This window comes from Achromobacter sp. FW305-C-30-7, assembly GCF_058783105.1.
Window position 1 is genome coordinate 268,685 of record NZ_JBYSYI010000007.1, and the last position, 20,313, is coordinate 288,997.

A 20,313-nucleotide genomic window follows, 5' to 3' on the forward strand; every position below is an offset into this window, starting at 1 on the left:
ATGCCAAAACGGGCACTGATTACCGGCGTTACTGGCCAAGACGGGGCCTATCTGGCGGAGTTTCTGCTGGCCAAGGGCTATGAGGTCCACGGCATCAAGCGGCGCGCTTCGCTGTTCAATACCGCGCGGATCGACCATCTGTACCAGGATCCGCATGACCAGCCCCGCAATTTCGTGCTGCATCACGGCGATATGACCGACTCTTGCAGCCTGATCCGCATCGTGCAGTCGGTGCAGCCCGACGAGATCTACAACCTGGCCGCCCAAAGCCATGTCGGCGTCTCGTTCGAGGAACCCGAATACACGGCCAACGCCGACGGCCTGGGCACCCTGCGCCTGCTGGAAGCCATCCGTATCCTGAAGCTGGAAAACAAGGCCCGTTTCTATCAGGCCTCCACCTCCGAGCTGTATGGCCTGGTGCAGGAAACGCCGCAGAAGGAAACCACGCCGTTCTACCCGCGCAGCCCGTATGCGGCGGCCAAGCTGTACGCCTACTGGATCAGCGTGAACTACCGCGAAGCCTATGGCATGTATGCCTGCAACGGCATCCTGTTCAACCACGAATCGCCCAAGCGCGGCGAGACCTTCGTCACGCGCAAGATCACCCGCGGCCTGGCCCGCATCGTGCTCGGCCTGCAGGAATGCCTGTACCTGGGCAACCTGTCCGCGCTACGCGACTGGGGCCATGCCCGCGACTACGTCGAAATGCAGTGGCTGATGCTGCAACAGGACACGCCCGAGGACTACGTCATCGCCACCGGCATGCAGTACAGCGTGCGCGAATTCATCAATACGGCGGCGCGCGAGCTGGGCATCCTGCTGGCCTGGGAAGGCGAAGGCCTGGAAGAGACCGCCACCGTGCTGTTCTCTCCAGTCCACGACATCAAGCCGGGCCAGGTCATCGTCCGAGTCGATCCGCGCTACTTCCGTCCGACGGAAGTGGAAACCCTGCTGGGCGACCCGACCAAGGCGCGCGAAAAGCTGGGATGGTCGCCCCGCACCTCGTTCGCGCAACTGGTCAAGGAAATGGTCGAAAGCGATCTGCGCGACGCGCGGCGCGATGCCCTGGTCGAGCAGAACGGCTACGAAATCTACGCCTACAAGGAGTAGCACGACATGACGAACCTGGAGCAACGCGTCTTCGTCGCGGGCCATCGCGGCATGGTGGGCGCCGCGATCACCCGCGAACTGCAGCGCCGCGGCTACCGCAACGTGCTGACCCGCGGCCGGGACGAGCTGGATCTGGAGAACCAGAACCAGGTCAACCGCTTCTTCTCGACCACCCCGGTCGACGTGGTGTACCTGGCCGCGGCCAAGGTCGGGGGCATCCTGGCCAACCAGACGCATCCGGTGGAGTTCCTGTACAAGAACCTGATGATCCAGTGCAACGTGATCCGCGCCGCCTATGCGGCCGGAGTGCGCAAGCTGCTGTTTCTGGGTTCGTCATGCATCTACCCGCGCGAAGCTCCGCAACCGATCCGCGAGGACGCCTTGCTGACGGGGCCGCTGGAAGCCACCAACGAACCTTACGCCATCGCCAAGATCGCGGGCTTGAAGCTGTGCGAGGCTTACCAGCGCGAATTCGGCGCGCGCTTCATCTGCGCCATGCCGACCAATCTGTATGGCCAGCATGACAACTACGACCTGCAAAGCAGCCATGTGCTGCCCGCGCTGATCCGCAAGTTCCACGAAGGCCGGGAAGCCGGCCAGGAAAGCGTGTCGATCTGGGGCACCGGCGCGCCGCTGCGCGAGTTCCTGTACGTGGACGACCTGGCCCAGGCCTGCGTCATGCTGATGGAGCATCCGCAAGCCGAAGGCATGTACAACATCGGCGCCGGGCAGGACATCTCGATCGCCGACCTGGCCAGGCTGGTGGCCCGCGTCGTCGGCTACGAAGGCAATATCGTCTACGACAGCAGCAAGCCCGACGGCACGCCGCGCAAGCTGATGGACTCGGCCCGCGTGCAGGCGCTGGGCTGGAAACCGGAGATCTCGCTGACGCATGGCATCACGCTGGCCTACGGGCATTTCCTGCGTGAACGCACCCAGCATGCGCTGCCCGTGGCCTGACGGCCTCGCCAGAACCCTTATGCCTACAGGCCCCAGCCATGCTCGGATTCCTCAGGAAACATGTCGCCGGCAATGCCTCCTTCTGGGGGCTGGTGGAGTATGGCATCGGCCCGGTCGCGGCGCTGGTGGCCCTGCCCATCCTGTTCCGGCAGCTGGGGACCGTGGGCTTCGGCCAGTACTCCATGATCATCGCCCTGGCCGGCTTCGGCAACGCCGCCAACCTGGGCGCGGCCGTGACCGCGACCAAGCTGGTATCGGAGCGCATGCACGAGCCGGGCGGCGCCTATCGCGCAGCCGGCGTGAGCATGTCGCTGATCGGCTGCGCGCTGGCGGTCGTGACCCTGGCCGCGGTGCTGCTGTGGGGCGTCGTGGGCCTGGGCTGGCCAGAGGCGACCTTCGGCGGCGTGGCAGTGACCATGCTGGCCATGCCCGCGCTGGCCATCTACCTGACGCAGCAATATGACCAGCTGTTCTCAGGCTGCCTGAAGGGCCGCGAGGACTTCCGCGCCACGGCGCTATGCGAAGTCTTCAGCCGCACCGGCACCATGGCGCTGGCCTGCGCCACGGCCTGGCTGACGGCCTCGCCGACCTGGACCGGACTGGCGCAGGCGCTGGGGCTGCTGGTGGCAGGCAGCGTGAAGATGCGCGTGTTCGCGCGCGCCTATGGCCGCATCCTGGTGCGCCCGGTGCGCGACCGCGGCGCCATGATGGACGCCTTCAAGTTCTCCCGCTGGTCCTGGCTGAACAGCCTGAGCGCCCTGGCCTTCGGCTCGGTGGACCGGGTGCTGGTCGGCAGCCTCATGGGGCCGGCGGCGCTCGCGATCTACACGGTCGGCGTGCAGGTCGGCCAGATCATCCATACCGCGTCGGTCGCCATCTTCCAGAAGGCCATGCCGCGCGTCACCCGCCTGTCGGTTTCGCCGCCCTACCCTGGCGCGGTCGAACACGAGATCCGCCGCATGATGCTGTGGAACCTGGTGCTGTCGGCCAGCGCCACGCTGGCAGTGCTGGCGGTCAGCCATCCGCTCTTGAACCTGCTGCTGGGGGACAACGTCGCCAGCGGCCATCTGGGCACCTTCCGATTGCTCATCGTGGCCTCGGGGCTGCTGTCCCTGAACGCCGCCGCGCACTTCTCGCTGCTCGGGCTCGGCAATTCCCGCGCGGTCGCCATCCTGAACGGCCTGGGCGGCCTGGCGATGCTGTGCGTCATGGCGGGCTTGGTACACGCGGCGGGCGAGCACGCCGCGGCCTGGGGCCGCATGGCCTACGCGGCGATCACGCTGGCCGGCGTGGCCCTCGCCATCCGTCAATCCCGGCCCGACTTTCCGGGCGCCTTGCCTGCGGCCACCCGTTAACTCACATGCTGAGGTCCTACATGCGCAAGCGTCATAACGAGTATTCACGTCAGCTCATCGACTTCGTCCGCGAGTTGCGGCCGCCGGCGCCGATTGCCGGCAGCCTGTTGCCGAAAGTGACCATCGTGACACCCTCGTTCAACCAGGCCCGCTTCCTGGAACGCACCATCCTGTCCGTGCTGAACCAGGGCTATCCGCGGCTGGAGTACATCATCATCGATGGCGGCTCCACCGACGGCAGCGTGGACATCATCCGCAAGTACGAGCGCTATCTGACCTACTGGGAAAGCACGCCGGACCGCGGCCAGTCGCATGCCATCAACAAGGGCTTCGAACGCGCCACCGGCGATTACGTGGGCTGGCAGAACTCCGACGACCTGTACTTCCCCGGCGCCTTGCGCAAGCTGGGCGCGGCTGCGTCAAAGGGACGCGCGCCCATCGTCAGCGGCAATCTGTTCGTCGCGGATGCCGACAACAAGATCTTCCGCAAGATCCATTACACCCCGGTCAATCGCGGCACGCTGACAGTAGTGAAGGCGTCCATCCCGAACCAGTCGGCGATCTTCCGCCGCGACCTGCTGCAGAAGTACGGACTGCTGCAGGAGAGCATGCGCTACTGCATGGACCTGGAACTCTGGAGCCGGTTACTGCGTGAAGGCAAGAACCTGATCGTGCCGGACGCCATGGGCGTGTACACCGCCCATGACGAAACCAAGACGGCGCTGATGCAGGACGTGCTGCTGGAGGAGCGCGAGCAGATCGTCACGCGCATCCGCCGCACGGAACCGGGCCTGGGCAAGCTGTTCGAGCTGTCCTGCCGCGCGTCCAAGGTGGCCGCGCATGCGCGCCAAGGAGACCTGTCCTATCTGTTCGAAAAGCTGACCACCAAGATATTCGGACGCGACGACTGGGCTTCGCACTAGCGCCCGTCCAAACAGAGAAGAGCCGCAATGAGCACGCACCGCCGCCTTTCCACCCTGCATCTGTTGGGCCTGTTCGCCTTCACGGCGCTGGCCCTGAACGACGACCGCTTCGTCCTGGGGGTCGGCAGCTTCAAGCTGTCGCCCTTCGATTTCCTGTTCGTCGCCATGCTGGTGGTCAAGGCGCTGCGGCTCGCGGACCCCGCGGCCTACGCGCTTCCCCGCGGCCCGCTGGGCATGCTGCTGGGTATCCAGGCCCTGTCGGTGATCTACCTGCTGCTGGTATCGCTACACCACCCGGGCATCGAGACCGGCGACGTGGCGCGCGACCTGCGCATCGTGTTCTATTTCCTGTGCACGCCCTTTCTTTGCTACAAGGACATCGACAGCCCGGCGGCCTATGCGGTGCTGCAGAAATACATCGTGGCGTCTTGCCTGGCCGTCGCCACCCTGATGCTGGCCGAGCAGCTGCAGGGCTTCAGCGTGGCGAATCCGCTGCGCAACGTGCGGCTGGGCGTCTGGGCCATTCCGTTCGGCGTGGTGTCGCTGCTGTACTTCCGGCGCACCCTCAATGTTTCCGGACCCAAGGCCTACGCGCTGACCGTCTACATGCTGCTGGCCCTGGTGTTTTCGCTGAACCGCAGCCAGTACCTGCAGCTGGCGATCTCGGTAATCATCGCCGTGCTGCTAGGCGCGGGCCCCGAAATCCGGCGGCGCGCCGTCCTGGTCTTCGCGCCCGCCGCGGTCGCCGGCGTGCTGGTGTTCGCCAGCATCGGCTACCTGGACGTTTTGACCAACCGCATCTTCAGCGTCGAGCGCCTGGACGAAGACTCCAGCTATGGCGCGCGCGTCCAGGAAATGCAGGGGCAGATGGACTTCTTCGCCGAAAGCCCGGTGTTCGGCAAGGGCGCGGGCTTTCGCAGCTGGGTCATGGGCGAGAACGGCTTCGAGCTAAGCACCTTCGCCCACAACTCCTGGGCCTTTTATCTGATGAAGTTCGGCGTGGTCGGGACCATCATGATCATGCTGCCGCCCGTGCTCATCCTGCTGCTGACCCTGCTGCGACGATATGCGCATCCGGGCCTGGAGCTGCACCGGCGCTACCTGCTGGCCACCGCTCCCATCTACATCTTCATCGACTCGCTTTCCGGCGGCCTGGCCTACGCGCCCAAGACCGCCTTCACCGGCTTCCTGCTGTGCTATTGCCTGTCGCTCATGCGCAATGCCCAGCTCATGCCCGTGCCAGAACAAGGAACGACATCCGCCCCCAGCCACCGTCCGGACGTTGCGCGCCGGACGCCAACTCGAGTGATCCCACATGCCTGATGTCTTGTTTGTTGCGCCAGACCTGCACGGCGGCGTAGGAAGATGTGTCGCTTTCATCGTGGATGCCTTGCCGGAACAAGGGGTGGATTCCGCCTTGTTCCTGCTGCGCTCGCGCATCCGCGAATACCCCGTCTCCAACCCCAAGGTCACCCGAGCCCTCCCTGTCAACGAATCTCCCGCCGCCCTGCGGCTGATGCTGCCCGTGGCCTTCTTCAAGCTGCTCCGGCAGATCCGGCGCGACAAGCCGGCCATCGTCTGCTCGCACGGCCTCTTGTGCAACATGCTGGTCATCGTGGCCAAGAAGCTGCTGCGCGGCAAGTTCAGCACGGTCGCCTTCGAGCACAGCAGCCCCGCCATCCATTACGGCGCCTCGCGCATGCGGCGCCTGAAATGCTGGCTGGTCAGCCAGACCTACCGCCGCCACGATGCGGTGGTCGGCGTATCGCGCGGCGTCAAGGAAGACCTGGTCAGCATGTTTCCGCCGCTGCGCGGCAAGGTCCACACCATCTACAACGGCGTGCCGCTGGACAATGTCCGCGCGCAGGGCGGCCGCGGCGCGGACGAAGCCTTGCAACCCGCGCCCTACCATGTGGTGGCCGTGGGCCGGCTCGAAGCGGTGAAGGACTATGCGACGCTGATAGACGCGGCCACGCTGCTGGACGACCCCGGGATCCGCTTCACCATCCTGGGCGAAGGGTCCGAGCACGCCGCCCTGCAGAAACGCATCGATGAAAGCGGCTCCCGCACCCCGGTCACCCTGGCCGGCCATATCGACAACCCGTTTCCGGTGATCGCGGGCGCCGGCGCCTTCGCCCTGACTTCCCTGCGCGAGAGTTTCGGCAATGTGCTGGTGGAAGCGCTATGCCTGGGCGTGCCGGTCATTTCCACCGACTGTCCGCATGGCCCCGCCGAAATCCTGGATTCCGGCCGCTATGGCTTGCTGGTTCCGGTGGGCGACGCAGCCGCCCTGGCCGAGGCGGTTCGCCGCCTGGCCTACGACGCGGAGATGCGCGAGAGGCTTGCGGTCCAGGGGCCCGAACGCGCCGACGCCTTTTCCCTGGAACGGCATTGCCGCAACGTCATCGCCCTCTTCCGCCCGCTGATGCAGCGCGGCACGCCCTGAACAGGACAGCATCATGCAGAAGATACCGGTATCGGTCGTCGTCATGACGAAGAACGAGGAACGCAACATCAACAAATGCCTGAAGGCGCTGGTCGAATTCGACGAGGTTTTCGTGGTGGACTCCAACAGTACCGACGCCACCTGCGCGATGGCGACGGCGCTGGGCGCCAAGGTCTCGAATTTCCAGTGGAACGGCAAGTATCCCAAGAAGAAGCAGTGGTGCCTGGAGCAGCTGCCGTTCTCGCATCCCGTGGTGCTCTACGTGGACGCGGACGAAGAGATGACGCCGGGCCTGGCCGCCGAGATCCGCGAAGTCCTGCCGCGCTTCGCGGCGGGCACGGGCGGCGCCTTCGTGCCGTTCGACTACGTGTTCTGCGGCAAGAAGCTGGAGCACGGACACCGCGTCTACAAGCTTGCGCTGCTGGCCCGCGACCGCTCGCGCTTCCTGGACTACGATGACCTGGACGTGGCTCACATGTGGGAAGTGGAAGGCCACTATCAGCCGCAGGTGGAAGGCGAGACCTTCGCCCTGCGCCAGCGCATGGTGCACAACGACCATGATTCGCTGTTTCACTACTTCGACAAGCACAACCGCTATTCCGACTGGGAAGCGAACCTGCGCACCAAGGGCCTGATGAACGATCCGCGCGAGGCCAATGTGGGCGCGCGCGCCCTGCTCAAGCGCATCTTCCAGGCCATGCCGTTCAAGGCGCTCACCTCGTTCCTGCATTCCTATGTCTTCCGCCTGGGCTTCCTGGACGGCAAGGCCGGCTATGACTACGCGGTGGCGCGGGCCATGTACTACTGGCAGATCCGCATCAAGACCGAGGAAATCCAGAAGGCGCGGCAGGCCAGCGCTGCCGCCGCGCGCGACGACGCCGTGGCGGGGGCCGCCAAATGAGCGCCCTACAACGTCTGGACCGTTTCGCGCTGGCGCCTGGCCAGCGCGGCCGCTCCGCCCTGACCGTGCAGCTCTGGTGGACGGTGCAGGCGACGCTGTTCCGCTGGTCGCCGCAGGTGGCCTATGGCTTTCGCCGCTGGCTGTTGCGCTGCTTTGGCGCGCAGGTCGGCCGCAAGGTGCTGATCCGGCCTACCGCCACCGTGACCTATCCGTGGAAAGTCGAAATCGGCGACTACGCCTGGATCGGCGACGACGCGGTCATCTACAGCCTGGGCCCGATCCATATCGGCGCCCACGCCGTGGTGTCGCAGCGCAGTTACCTGTGCGCCGCCGACCACGATGCGGGGCAGCCTGAATTCCCCTTGCGCGAGCGCGCGGTGCGCATCGAGGACGGCGCCTGGGTGGCGACCGACGTGTTCATCGGCCCCGGCGTGACCGTGGCACGCGAAGCCGTGATCGGCGCGCGCAGTTCGGTGTTCCGCAACATGCCGCCCGCCATGATTTGCCACGGCAACCCGTGCCGTCCCATCCGCCCGCGCCAGGCTGGCCCGGCATGAAAATCCTTATCTACGGCATCAACTACGCGCCCGAACTCACCGGCATAGGCAAGTACAGCGCCGAGCTGGCCGAATGGCTGGCCGCGCGCGGCCACGAGGTCAGCGTGGTCACGGCCCCGCCCTACTACCCGCAATGGCAGGTGCATGAGGGCTACCGCGCCGGCCGCTACCGCAAGGAAATCCTGCGCGGCGTCACCGTGCGCCGCGCCCCGCTCTGGGTGCCGGGACGGCCGGGCGGCCTCAAGCGCCTGATCCACCTGGCCAGCTTCGCCCTGTCCAGCCTGCCGTCGCTGTTGCGCGCCGCCGCCGGGCGGCCGGACATCATCCTGGTGGTGGAACCCGCGCTCTTCTGCGCGCCCGCCGCCTGGCTGGCCGCGCGGCTTTGCGGAGCCCGCGCCTGGCTGCACATCCAGGACTACGAAGTCGACGCCGCCTTCGAACTGGGGCTGCTCAAGGGCGCCCGTTTGCGCGCCATGGTGCTCAGGGCCGAACGCTGGCTGATGCGCCGCTTCGACCGCGTCTCCACCATCTCCAATCGCATGCTGGACCTGGCACGGGCCAAGGGCGTGGACCCAGGGCGCGCCGTGCTGCTGCCGAACTGGATCGACGTGGATGCGATCACGCCGCAAGCCGGCGGCCGGTATCGGGCCGAACTGGGCATACCGGACGACGCCATCGTCGCGCTGTACTCGGGCAACATGGGCGGCAAGCAAGGCTTGCAGACCCTGGCCGACGTGGCCCGCAGGCTCGGCCGCGAGACGCGCCTGTGGTTCGTGTTCTGCGGCCAGGGGCCCGAGCGCGCGCCGTTGCAACAGCAATGCGAGGGCCTGGCCCGCGTCGTCTTCCTGGACCTGCAGCCAGCCGAACGCCTCGGTGAACTGTTGAACACCCCCGACATCCATCTGTTGCCGCAACGCGCTGGCGCCGCCGACCTGGTGATGCCGTCCAAACTGACCGGCATGCTGGCCAGCGGCCGGCCCGTGGTGTGCGGCGCGTCGCCCGGCACCGAGCTGGCCGGCGTGGTGGCGCGCTGCGGCCTGCTGACCCCGCCCGAAGACGGCGCCGCCATGGCCGAGGCCGTGCGCAAGCTCAGCTACAACGCGCAGATCCGCGAAACGCTGGGCGCTGCGGCGCGCCAGTATGCGCAGGCGCACCTGCATGTGGACAGCGTGCTCGCTGCGGCCGAACAGGAATTCGAGAACCTCATCGGCGCCAAGGGCAAACGTGCCGCCCGCGCGGCGCAATCCGACGCAAACACAGGCGCCTGATCGCGCGCCTGACCCATCGACGCCCTGCGGGGCTCAATTTCCTGGCTGCGCTTGTCGATGGCTTGCGAGCGTCCGCAGGCGGAGTTCCTGCATCGGAACTTCCGCGCTTGCGCCATCCTACGCGTCGGGATCGTGCTTGGCTGGCGTCGAGCCATTGCCGCTTCTGACCAACCCCATCTGCACCGCGATGTAGGCCGCCTCCGCCTGGTTGCGCGCATTGAGCTTCCAGTACAGGGTGCGCGCATGGCTTTTTACCGTGGCCACGGAAATGCCGACCTGCTGGCCGATCTCCCGCATGGTCTTGCCCTGTACCAGCAATTGCAGGATCTCTTCCTGCCGTTGCGTCAATTCCCTCAGTTCCTGGGTTGGCGGATGCGATGCGCCCTGAGGTCGGGCCGCGGGCTGCGGATAGCATTCGCCGCCCGCCATCACCAGGCTGACCGCAGCCGCCAGCGCATCGGGGCTGGAAGCCTTGGGCATGTAGCCCGCGACCCCTGCCCGCGCACACGCCGCCATGACGCCCGGGTCCAGCACCGAGTAAAGCACCAGCACCAGCCGCGGCATGAAGAACGCCATCGACTGGGACAGGAGGCCAACGTCCTGCTCGGCCAGGCCGCTGCAACCCATCACCAGCAACTCGACTGGGCGGTTGATCGAACTGGACATGGTGAGCAATTGGGCTGGCGAGATGGCCAGAATGTCATCGGTGTTCCGCGCACGCTCCAGCACATGCTGGATCGCGACACGGAGCAGAGCGTAGTCTTCGATCAGTACGGTTGTCATCCCGGGGGGAACCTTGTGACGCATGGCCCATACACGGTTCCCATGACGCTGGCGCATCATTGCTGCAACGGCAGGCTGCTGGCGTCACCGACCTCACGGGAATCTCGTCCGCGGCGCTGGATCGCGATGGCGAGGCGGAGTGGTTCGCCTTCTCGATCCAGACTTGCGGACACAACCCATGCTATCAGCGGCTACGTTCGCTGAATCTCGTTCAGGAGGATGATTGGTGGAGGAATGCAGCAGCACTGCGACCGCGGATACTGCTGTGTATGAATTAGCCAGGATGGCTATGCGCATTCCCGGCAGCAATGGAACGCGAACGTCCCAGGCTGCCGGGCAGGCAGCGCAACCTGCCTCGGTTACCCGAGCTTGCGCCCATAGAGCTGCCCGGCGTCCACATCCCTGCCATTGGGTTCATGCCATTCCAAGGTCGCGCCACGCTGCAGCGCCGCGTATACGGCTTCGCCCTTGTTCTTGACATGCAAGCGCTGGTAGAGCGTGCACGCATGCGTCTTGGCCGTGGCCACCGAAATGTTCAACATCCTGCTGACGGTCTTGATCGGATAACCGCGCGCCAGCAGCACCAGCACTTCGTATTGGCGCGGCGTGATCTGCAACAGCTGCGCGCCGGCGCTGACGGGCATGGAGCCCTTGCTGGCGGCGGCATCGTCGGCTTCCCTTGCCGGCAAGGCGCAGACCGCTTGCGCCGGAGCCTGCAACGCCTGTTCGCTGGGGAAGCACTGCCCGCCCGCCATGACCAGGCGAATGGCAGCTTCAAGAATCTCCACCGAAGCCGTCTTCATCAGGCAACCGTAGACGCTGGCCCCGGGCAGGCCCTGTACCGGCATGGGCAGGGGCATCACGTCCGTCAGCAGCAGAATCCGCTTGGGCGTGAGCACGCGCTGGATTTCATGCAGCGCGCTCCATGCTTCGTCGGTATCCACCGGCAATCCGTAGATCAGCAGATCGGCGCCCGCGTGCACGCCGTCCGCCTTGGAGATGTCAGCCAAACCCATCCCCTCGATTTCCCACACATCATCCAACTTGCTCAGAATCTGCCACAACCCCAACCGCAGGAGCGGATGGGCTTCAATCAGGACCATCTTGGCCATGGTGTCCTCCCGGTTTTTCGACGGGCCTAGAAGGGATCTTCGCTGTGCTGAAGACTATTTTTTTTCCAGCCCCGCAGTGCGAGTCTGCAATATCCCGGAGTATCTAATGAAGCTGGCCCGGGGCATTTGGGCTGGGAGACTTTGGTAGCCAACATAACGGATGGCATGGACCCATCTTATGGTTCGAAATTGTCAAAATCAAGACGTTTCGGCTCGATATAATCCGACAAAAACAGAAATCATTCGTTAGCCTTAATCATCATCGTAAATACGGAGGAGACGCGCTCCTCAGCCGTTCCGGCGCTAGGGTTTTCACCAGCAATTCCCCATACGGAGCTTGCGCTTTCCCTATGGAACATGCAGTGCGGGCACGGGCTTCCGGCTAAGGCAGGCCATTGTTACAGCCGTAAAAAAGCCGCGCCGCGGCATCCGCCGGGCGCGGCCTGGAAGTTCCGGAATCAAGGCAACAACTGTCTATATGTTTCCGCGGACACATCAAGCCCGTGCGTCTTTCTCGTAATCGAAATATAGGTAACATTTTTATTTTTGCGTTTCCGGCACGATTTACTCCATATAGGCGAAGTCAAATACCGTATGGCCGCCCTGATGATGCCAATGGTGCATTGAAGCATGGCGTTTTCTCAGGAAGCTCGCGTAGTGGATTTCGCCGTCCGTTTCCACGTAGGTGGAGGGCGACAACTCCTCGATCCGGTTCAGCGACACGCCCTTGCCGTAGTGGCAGAAGCCTTGGTATTGGGCGCAACGGATCACCTCTCCGCCAGGCGACACAACGATTCCGGCGTTGCGGGCCCGCATGGGGTTGCGGACGATGGGGTTGCAGGCATGCGGCGTCCACTCGGTCGAGCGCGGCGAATCCGAGAAAAACGCGAAGAGCTCATCGCAATGGCTTTGGCCGTCGGTCCGGTCGATATTTGTTAATAACCACCAATATTCTCCGTGCTTGAAAATAATGGTATCGACGGCGGATATATTAGTCATGAGATTTACATCAAGCTCCCACTTAAGCGGGAAATCGGTGCATTTCCATAGCTCTATACTGCGATTTCCGCAGGTTTCCGGCACCATGTAGGTAACGCCTTCGTGCTCGAATATATACGGAAACGACAAATGATAGGGTAGGTTCAAGGCCGTCCCCAGCAGGCGGAAAGCCCCGTCCGAGTAGGTCGCGACCGAGATCGTCCCCTTGCGGGAGGTAAAATCGTAATCCTCGAAAAATATATATGGCTTTTTATCCTGGGTATATACAAACGGATCTGCGAAGAATCTGCCCTTGGGCGGCTGCAACACCATGGCCTCGGACACGACCGCCTGCTGCCGGGCAGACGGAAACATACCAATCCGCCAGCGCACATTGCGCTTCATGATGCGCCGCACAACCAAATCCGACATTAACCATGCCTGGCGCGCAATATATGCGGCGCTATCCCACTCCACCGGATCCTCGCGCCGCAGGCCGCTCATGATCTGCATGGCGGGCGGCGCCACGCCTTGCTTGACGCGGGCCAGCGCCTGCAACGCGTCGTACACCATGAAATTTCCCAGGCTGAACGCGCGCGCCTGATTCTTCAACCAGAACACTTCGGTGTTGAAACTGCGCTGGTCCAGCAGTTCGTCCTGATCCTCCCGCGCGCCCACGCGCCAGAGTTTCACCGTGGTGTGGTCCTCGCGCTGGAAGACCTCCCAGAAGCCGGCATAGCGGCTGGTCGCCACCGCAATATCGGAATAACTCAGTTGCCACACGCCCAGGCGCGCCCAACCCGCCATTTGCTCGCGAGTAGCCGGCGATGCGCCCAATGTGATGACCAGATCCAGGGCCTGCGCCGCGACCTGGCTTTGCGCCTCGGCCGCTGGCATGCCAGGCGCCAGCGACAGGACGGCGGCCGTATCCGGCGGCATGCTTGCGCGCATGTCGCGGCAGGCCAGCGCCTGCCGCTGCTTGGCCGGCAACAGCCGCGCTTCCAAGCGCGACAAGACGCCAAACAGGGCGCGCGTACTCAGGCGAGGAGACTTATCCCCGCCTTCCAGGTTCATCACCAGCAAAGCAGCGACTTCAAAATCCTGGCTATGCGTGAGCCAATCCACCATCTCATGCATCCAGCCGGGTTGCTCGTACCCGTCAACCAGCAGTCCCACTCTGTAGGTTTTCATTTCTCCTGCTCCTGTGCCAGGGCTTATCGGCCTTCCGTCCGGTACGGCGAACGGGCTAGCCAGTGCGTATTCAGGGGCGCGACAGATTCTTGTCTTCGCGCTGATACTGCGGGGTTTTGCGCGTCCCTTCCAGACCACATTCATCCTAGGTCGGCAGTCCGAGGACGAATGGCTCAGAATCATGCGCATACACTAGGAAATCGCTACTACCTACGCATGAGATTCGTCATCCCTCTGGTGGAGCCGGGCGAAAATCCGGCCGGTCCAGAATGTGCGACGCGCGTGCCGCTAGTGGTAAACCCTATTGGGGATAGCCGAGGCTCGCGTCTCAGCCATCTCTCACGCATAATTGTTTTTAAACGAACGTTTGAATTCAACCTTATGCAAGAAATCAGACCATCCCTCACCCGTGAATCCATCCTGGACACCGCCGAGGCCTTGTTTGCCCAGCAGGGACACGATGGCACCTCGATGCGCCAGATCACCACGGCCGCCGGCGTCAATCTGGCGTCGGTGAATTACCACTTCGGCTCCAAGGAGTCACTCGTGCAGGCGGTGCTCAAACGGCGCCTGGAAGTGCTGAATCGCGAGCGTTTGCGCCTTTTGGATGAACTGGAGGCGCAAGCCGAAGGCAAGCCCCTGAAGCCGTCGCAGATCGTGGACGCTTTTTTCGGCACGTTGCTGCGCCTGGCGGCCGATCCCGCCCAGGCCGGCAGCACCTTCCTGCCCCTGCTTGAACGCACCATGACCGACCCCTCGGATTTCATCCGCGCGCTGTTCGCGGAGGAATACGCGGACGTACTGGAGCGCTACCGCAACGCGTTGTTCGCAGCCCTGCCCGACGTGCCTCGCGCCGAGATCGTATGGCGCTTCCAGTTCATGCTCGGCGCCACGTCGTACGCCATCATCGGCACCGACCTGCTGCGCTCGGTCACCGGCTGGACCATTGACGACGCCGAACAGCCCGATAACCCGAACCTGCTGCTGCCGCGCCTCATGAGCTTCCTGCTCGGCGGCCTGCGCGCGCCGCTGCCGCAGGTGCCCTGAGCGCGACGCGCCCGCAGACGGAACAGAACCTCCACGGAGACAAGAAAATGAACGCAGTCATCCTCGCCCTGGTCATCGTCGCGCTGCTGGCCGCGGTCGTGCTGGGCGTGCGTCCCATCCGGCGCGCCCTGCTGTCCGCTCCGATCTTCAATCTGTACCGCAAGGTGCTGCCGCAGATGTCGGACACCGAGCGCGATGCGCTCGAAGCGGGCACGGTCTGGTGGGAAGGCGAATTGTTCCGCGGCCGCCCCGACTGGAGCCGCCTGCTGGCCTATCCTCGCCCGCGCCTGAACGATGACGAACAACGCTTTCTCGACGTCCAGGCCGAAGAGGCTTGCCGCATGGTCAACGACTGGCACGTGACGCAGGAAAGCTACGACCTGCCGGCCGAAGTCTGGAGCTACCTGAAGACCCAGGGTTTCCTGGGCATGATCATTCCCAAGGCATACGGCGGCCTGGGGTTCTCGGCCTATGCCCACTCCGAAATCGTGACCAAGCTGTCCACGCGCTCGTCGGCCCTGGCGGTATCGGTCATGGTGCCCAATTCGCTTGGCCCCGCCGAACTGCTGCTGCATTACGGCACCGACGAACAGAAGAACCACTATCTGCCGCGCCTGGCGCGCGGCGAGGAAGTGCCTGCCTTCGCGCTGACCAGTCCCTGGGCCGGTTCCGACGCCGCCGCCATCCCCGACAGCGGCATCGTCTGCAAGGGCGAATGGCAGGGCCGCGAAGTAATAGGCATGAAGGTCACCTGGGACAAGCGCTACATCACGCTGGCGCCCGTGTGCACCCTGCTGGGCCTGGCGTTCCGCCTGTACGATCCCGACGGCCTGTTGGGCGGCGCGAAAGACCTGGGCATCACCTGCGCGCTGGTGCCGCACGACCATCCCGGCGTGGACACCGGCCGCCGCCACTTTCCGCTGAACGCCATGTTCATGAACGGCCCCACGCGCGGCACGGACGTGTTCATGCCGCTGGACTTCATCATCGGCGGCCCGGCCATGGCCGGCCAGGGCTGGCGCATGCTGATGGAATGCCTGGCCGCGGGCCGCTCGATTTCGCTGCCCTCGTCCAACACCGGCATGTCCAAGCTGACGACGCGGGCGGTAGGCGGCTATGCGCGCGTGCGCAGCCAATTCCGCACACCCGTCGGCAAGTTCGAAGGCGTGGAAGAAGCGCTGGCGCGCATCGGCGGCAACACCTACATGATGGACGCCGCGCGCAGCATGACGGCGGGCGCGGTGGACCTGGGCGAAAAGCCCTCGGTCGTGTCCGCCATCGTCAAGTACCACGTGACCGAGCGCGCGCGCCAAGTCGTCAACGACGGCATGGACGTCATCGGCGGCAAGGGCATCTGCCTGGGACCGTCCAACTTCCTCGGCCGCGCCTATCAGCAGATACCCATCGGCATCACCGTCGAAGGCGCCAACATCCTGACGCGCAGCCTGATCATCTTCGGCCAGGGCGCGATCCGCTGCCATCCCTACGTGCTGGCTGAAATGCAGGCCGCGCAGTCGCCCGACCGCAAGCGCGGCCTGGACGATTTCGACCGCGCCTTCTGGGGCCACGTGGGCTTCGTCGCGAAGAACAAGCTGCGCGCCTTGGGCACCGCGCTCACCGGTGCGCGCTTCGTCGGCGTCAACGCCGACGTCGCACCCGACATGAAACGCTACTACCAGCTGCTCAGCCGCTACAGCGCCGCCTTCGCGCTGCTGGCCGATACCTCGATGCTGGTGCTGGGCGGCAGCCTGAAACGCCGCGAGCGCCTGTCGGCGCGCCTGGGCGACGTGCTGTCGCAGATGTACCTGATCAGCGCCACGCTCAAGCGCGTCGAGGACGAAGGCCGCCAGTCGGCCGATGCGCCGCTGGCCCACTGGTCGATCCAGGACGCGCTGTACAAGCTGCAGGAAGCCATCGAAGGCGTGCTCGACAACTACCCCAACCGCTTCGTGGCCTGGAGCCTGCGCCGCCTGGTCTTCCCCTGGGGCCGCACGCAGTCCCTGCCGTCCGACCAACTGGGGCAGGACGTGGCGCGGCTGCTGATCAACCCGAGCGCGACGCGCGACCGCCTGACCGCGGGCTGCCATCTGCCGGCGACCGAAGCCGAACCCGTGGGCGCGATCGAACTGGCCCTGGCCGCCACGCTGGACGCCGAACCCATCGAAGCCAAGATCCGCGAGCTTGAAAAGCGCGGCGCGCTTGACGGCAATCCGCAGGCCAATGTGCGCGACATCGCCGACGCCGCCTTCGCCATCGGCGGCATCACCCCGGAAGAATTTGCAGTCGTGAAACGCCGCAACCGCTTGCGCGACACGGTGGTGAAAGTGGATGATTTTCCCTTTGACTTGCGCGCCGCGGACCAGGGCAGCCCCGCGGCCGAACGCAGGGTCGCCTGAAGGAGGCAGCGGATGGCATTCAAACCGGTTTACGTCGTCGACGGCGCCCGCACGCCTTTCCTGAAGGCGCGCACCGGCCCAGGCCCCTTCGCCGCCGGCGATCTCGCCGTGCAGGCCGGGCGCGCCCTGCTGCTGCGCCAGCCCCATGCGCCCACGGACCTGGACGAGGTCATCGTGGGCTGCGCCGCGCCGTCCCCCGACGAAGTGAACATCGGCCGCGTGATCGCGCTGCGCCTGGGCTGCGGCAACAAGGTGCCGGGCTGGACCGTCATGCGCAATTGCGCATCCGGCATGCAGGCGCTGGATTCCGCCATCGCCAACATCCAGTCCGGCCGTTCCGAACTGGTGCTGGCCGGCGGCACGGATGCCCTGTCGCGCGCGCCGGTGCTGTACTCGGACGAGATGGTGCGCTGGCTGGCCAGTTGGTATGCCGCCCGCGGCATGGGCGCCAAGCTCGCGGCATTGGGCCGCTTCCGACTGCGCAACCTCGTGCCCGTCATCGGCCTGCTCAAGGGCCTGACGGACCCGGTGGTCGGCCTGTCCATGGGACAGACCGCCGAGAACGTCGCGACCCGCTTCGGCATCGACCGCGCGGCGATGGACGCCTATGCGGCCCAGAGCCATGCGCGCGCGCTGGCGGCCCGCGCGGCCGGCGCGCTGGGCGAGATCTCGCCGCTGATCGACACGCAAGGCAAGCTCTATCCCGACGACGACGGCGTGCGCGACGACTCCACGCCCGAAAAACTCGCCAAGCTCAAACCCGTATTCGACAAGCCCTGGGGCAACATCACCGCGGGCAACAGCTCGCAAGTGACGGACGGCGCCGCCATGCTGACGCTCGCTTCCGAGGAAGCGGTGCGCAAATGGAACTTGCGGCCGCTGGGCCGCATCGTCGACAGCCAGTGGGCCGGCCTCGATCCCGCGCAGATGGGCCTGGGTCCGGTACATGCGGCCACACCCATCCTGCAACGCCACGGCCTGGGCCTCAATGACCTGGACTTGTGGGAGATCAACGAGGCCTTCGCCGCCCAGGTGTTAGGCTGCCTGGCGGCCTGGCGCGACGATGCCTATTGCCAGGAGCATTTCGGCACGCCGGCCTGGGGCGACCTCGATCCGGCCCGGCTCAACGTCGATGGCGGCGCAATCGCCATCGGGCATCCCGTGGGCGCTTCCGGCGCCCGCATCGTGCTGCACCTGCTCGCGGCCCTGAAGCGCCGCGGCGCCAGGCGCGGCATGGCGGCCATCTGCATCGGCGGCGGCCAAGGCGGCGCGATGCTGGTCGAAACCCTGGACGAGGACCGCCCATGACGACACTGGATACGCTATCCCACTGGCGCCTGGACCGCGATACCGACGGCCTGGCGTGGCTGACCTTCGACCGCGCCGGCAGCGCGGTCAATGCCTTGTCCGCCGACACCATGAGCGAGCTGGCGGTGGTGCTGGATGCGCTGGACACGGCCCCGCCCGCGGGGCTGATCATCCAGTCCGGCAAGGCCACGGGCTTCATCGTGGGCGCCGATGTCAACGAATTCGCCAGCCTGGACACGCCGGAGCAGGCGCGCGCGCTGGTCGCGCGCGGCTGGAATCTCTTCAACCGCCTGGCCGCGGTGCGCTATCCGACGCTGGCGCTGATCCAGGGCCACTGCCTGGGCGGCGGCCTGGAGCTGGCGCTGGCCTGCCGCTACCGGCTGGTGGCGGACCAGCCCGGCACCTCGCTCGCGCTGCCCGAAGTGATGCTGGGCATTTTCCCCGGCTGGGGCGGCATGCTGCGCCTGCCGCAACTGATAGGCGCGCCCGCCGCGCTCGACATGATGCTGACCGGCCGCGGCGCCGACGCGCGCCGCGCCGCCGCATTGGGTCTTGCCGACGCGCGCGTGCCGCCGCGCCTGCTGCTGGCCGCCGCGCGCCAGACGGTGCTGTCGCGCAAGGCGCCGCGCCGCGCGCGCGGCTTCGGCGGCTGGGCCAACCGCTGGCCGCTCAAGGCCATCGTCGCCAGCCGCGCCCGCAAGCAGATCGCCGCCAAGGATCCGCTGGGCCACTATCCCGCCGCGCCCGCCATCGTCGATATCTGGGAAAAACACGGCGGCAACGCCCTGCAGGCGCCCGCGCTGATCGACCGCATCATTTCCTCCGACACCGCCCGCAACCTGCTGCGGGTGTTCCGCCTGCAGGACCGGCTGAAGGCCAACGGCAAACAGGCCGGCATCGCGCCCGCGCGCCATGTGCACGTGGTGGGCGCCGGGGTGATGGGCGGCGATATCGCCGCCTGGTGCGCGCTCAAGGGCATGACGGTCACCTTGCAGGACCAGGACATGGCGCGCATCGCGCCGGCCATCAAGCGCGCCGCCCAGCTGTACTCGCGCCGCCTGAAGGATCCGCGGCTGGCGCGCGCGGCGTTCGACCGCCTGATGCCCGACCCGGCGGGCGGCGGCGTGCCGCTGGCCGACATCGTCATCGAAGCCATCAGCGAACAGCCCGAGGCCAAACGCGCGCTCTACCGTTCGCTGGAACCGCGCATGAAGGCCGATGCCCTGCTCGCCACCAACACCTCCAGCCTGGCACTGGAGACCTTGCGCGCAGGCCTTGCGCACCCAGAACGTCTGGTGGGCATCCACTTCTTCAATCCCGCGGCCAAGATGCCCCTGGTGGAGGTGGTGCACGCCGAAGGCGACGCAGGCGACGCGCAAGCCCGCGCCTGCGCCTTCGTCGGGCAGATCGACAAGCTGGCGCTGCCGGTCAAGAGCGCGCCGGGCTTCCTGGTCAACGCCGTGCTGGCGCCCTATATGCTGGAGGCCATGCGCAGCGTGGATGAAGGCTTGGCGCCCGAGGCCGTGGACGCGGCCATGGTCGCCTTCGGCATGCCGATGGGACCGCTGGAGCTGGCAGATACCGTGGGCTTGGACATCGCGCGCGCGGCAGGCGAGGAACTTGCTGGCGGCGCCGAGCCGCCGCGCTGCCTGGCCGAGCGCCTGGCGCGCGGCGACCTGGGCAAGAAGAGCGGCCGCGGCTTCTACATCTGGCGCGACGGCAAGCCGGCCAAGGGCGCCAGCCCCGCCGGCGCGCCCGCCGGACTGGCGCAGCGCCTGATCCAGCCGCTGATAGACGCCACGCGCCAGCGCGTGGACGCGGGCATCGTCGCCGACGCCGACCTGGCGGACGCGGGCGTGATTTTCGGAACGGGGTTCGCGCCATTCACGGGCGGCCCCTTGCATTACCAGAGCAGTAAAGCATTGCGCGATATAAGACCGGCTGAGGCCGATTAGGACCTGTACCCCCTAAACCGGAA

Annotated in this window: 16 protein-coding genes; 13 read left to right on the forward strand and 3 right to left on the reverse strand. The window is 65.8% G+C overall.

Features of this window, described 5'->3' with window-relative positions:
- The 9 genes from gmd to AC3WOB_RS23170 are packed head-to-tail and all read left to right on the forward strand — an operon-like array spanning position 1 to position 9,520.
- Entirely contained in the window at positions 1-1,110 is a 1,110-nt protein-coding gene (gmd, locus tag AC3WOB_RS23130) for a GDP-mannose 4,6-dehydratase (RefSeq protein ID WP_013395110.1), read from the forward strand.
- 6 nt (positions 1,111-1,116) lie between these two features.
- Positions 1,117-2,070, forward strand: a complete 954-nt coding sequence (locus AC3WOB_RS23135) for a GDP-L-fucose synthase family protein (protein WP_013395111.1) — start codon at positions 1,117-1,119, stop codon at positions 2,068-2,070.
- A 38-nt stretch (positions 2,071-2,108) separates the two neighbouring features.
- The gene (locus AC3WOB_RS23140; RefSeq protein WP_013395112.1) at positions 2,109-3,425 is read left to right on the forward strand and encodes a lipopolysaccharide biosynthesis protein; all 1,317 of its coding nucleotides are present in this window, start codon (positions 2,109-2,111) and stop codon (positions 3,423-3,425) included.
- Between the two features lie 20 nt (positions 3,426-3,445).
- The gene (locus AC3WOB_RS23145) at positions 3,446-4,348 is read left to right on the forward strand and encodes a glycosyltransferase family 2 protein (RefSeq protein ID WP_013395113.1); all 903 of its coding nucleotides are present in this window, start codon (positions 3,446-3,448) and stop codon (positions 4,346-4,348) included.
- Positions 4,349-4,375: 27 nt separating this feature from the next.
- A complete protein-coding gene (locus AC3WOB_RS23150; protein ID WP_013395114.1) occupies positions 4,376-5,671 on the forward strand; it encodes an O-antigen ligase family protein in 1,296 nt (431 codons plus the stop codon).
- Positions 5,664-6,794 carry a glycosyltransferase gene (locus AC3WOB_RS23155; RefSeq protein ID WP_492276293.1) on the forward strand — a complete coding sequence of 377 codons (1,131 nt, stop codon included), beginning with the start codon at positions 5,664-5,666 and terminating at the stop codon, positions 6,792-6,794. The genes AC3WOB_RS23150 and AC3WOB_RS23155 overlap by 8 nt, the downstream gene beginning before the upstream one ends.
- 13 nt (positions 6,795-6,807) lie before the next feature.
- Complete coding sequence (locus AC3WOB_RS23160) at positions 6,808-7,695, forward strand: glycosyltransferase family 2 protein (protein ID WP_013395116.1); 888 nt, start codon at positions 6,808-6,810, stop codon at positions 7,693-7,695.
- Positions 7,692-8,252, forward strand: a complete 561-nt coding sequence (locus AC3WOB_RS23165; protein WP_492276294.1) for a putative colanic acid biosynthesis acetyltransferase — start codon at positions 7,692-7,694, stop codon at positions 8,250-8,252. The genes AC3WOB_RS23160 and AC3WOB_RS23165 overlap by 4 nt, the downstream gene beginning before the upstream one ends.
- The gene (locus tag AC3WOB_RS23170; RefSeq protein ID WP_492276295.1) at positions 8,249-9,520 is read left to right on the forward strand and encodes a glycosyltransferase WbuB; all 1,272 of its coding nucleotides are present in this window, start codon (positions 8,249-8,251) and stop codon (positions 9,518-9,520) included. The genes AC3WOB_RS23165 and AC3WOB_RS23170 overlap by 4 nt, the downstream gene beginning before the upstream one ends.
- Positions 9,521-9,637: 117 nt before the next feature.
- On the opposite strand, the gene AC3WOB_RS23175 is transcribed toward AC3WOB_RS23170, so the two are convergent.
- The 3 genes from AC3WOB_RS23175 to AC3WOB_RS23185 form a co-directional block, all read right to left on the reverse strand.
- Positions 9,638-10,303: a response regulator transcription factor gene (locus tag AC3WOB_RS23175; RefSeq protein ID WP_013395119.1), complete on the reverse strand. Its 666-nt coding sequence runs from the start codon at positions 10,301-10,303 to the stop codon at positions 9,638-9,640.
- A 359-nt stretch (positions 10,304-10,662) separates the two neighbouring features.
- On the reverse strand, positions 10,663-11,415 hold the full coding sequence (locus tag AC3WOB_RS23180) for a response regulator transcription factor (RefSeq protein WP_492276296.1): 753 nt from the start codon (positions 11,413-11,415) through the stop codon (positions 10,663-10,665).
- 564 nt (positions 11,416-11,979) lie between these two features.
- A complete protein-coding gene (locus AC3WOB_RS23185; RefSeq protein ID WP_492276297.1) occupies positions 11,980-13,584 on the reverse strand; it encodes a glucosamine inositolphosphorylceramide transferase family protein in 1,605 nt (534 codons plus the stop codon).
- Between the two features lie 381 nt (positions 13,585-13,965).
- On the opposite strand from AC3WOB_RS23185, the gene AC3WOB_RS23190 reads away from it, so the two are divergent.
- From AC3WOB_RS23190 to AC3WOB_RS23205, 4 genes are read left to right on the forward strand one after another with little or no spacing between them, the layout of a single operon-like run.
- Positions 13,966-14,631 carry a TetR/AcrR family transcriptional regulator gene (locus AC3WOB_RS23190; protein ID WP_492276298.1) on the forward strand — a complete coding sequence of 222 codons (666 nt, stop codon included), beginning with the start codon at positions 13,966-13,968 and terminating at the stop codon, positions 14,629-14,631.
- Positions 14,632-14,678: 47 nt separating this feature from the next.
- Positions 14,679-17,027 carry an acyl-CoA dehydrogenase gene (locus AC3WOB_RS23195; RefSeq protein ID WP_492276299.1) on the forward strand — a complete coding sequence of 783 codons (2,349 nt, stop codon included), beginning with the start codon at positions 14,679-14,681 and terminating at the stop codon, positions 17,025-17,027.
- 12 nt (positions 17,028-17,039) lie between these two features.
- Positions 17,040-18,335 (forward strand): acetyl-CoA C-acetyltransferase, encoded by a 1,296-nt coding sequence (locus AC3WOB_RS23200; protein ID WP_492276300.1) that lies wholly within the window; start codon positions 17,040-17,042, stop codon positions 18,333-18,335.
- A complete protein-coding gene (locus AC3WOB_RS23205) occupies positions 18,332-20,290 on the forward strand; it encodes a 3-hydroxyacyl-CoA dehydrogenase NAD-binding domain-containing protein (protein WP_492276301.1) in 1,959 nt (652 codons plus the stop codon). The genes AC3WOB_RS23200 and AC3WOB_RS23205 overlap by 4 nt, the downstream gene beginning before the upstream one ends.
- The last annotated feature ends 23 nt before the right edge of the window (positions 20,291-20,313 follow it).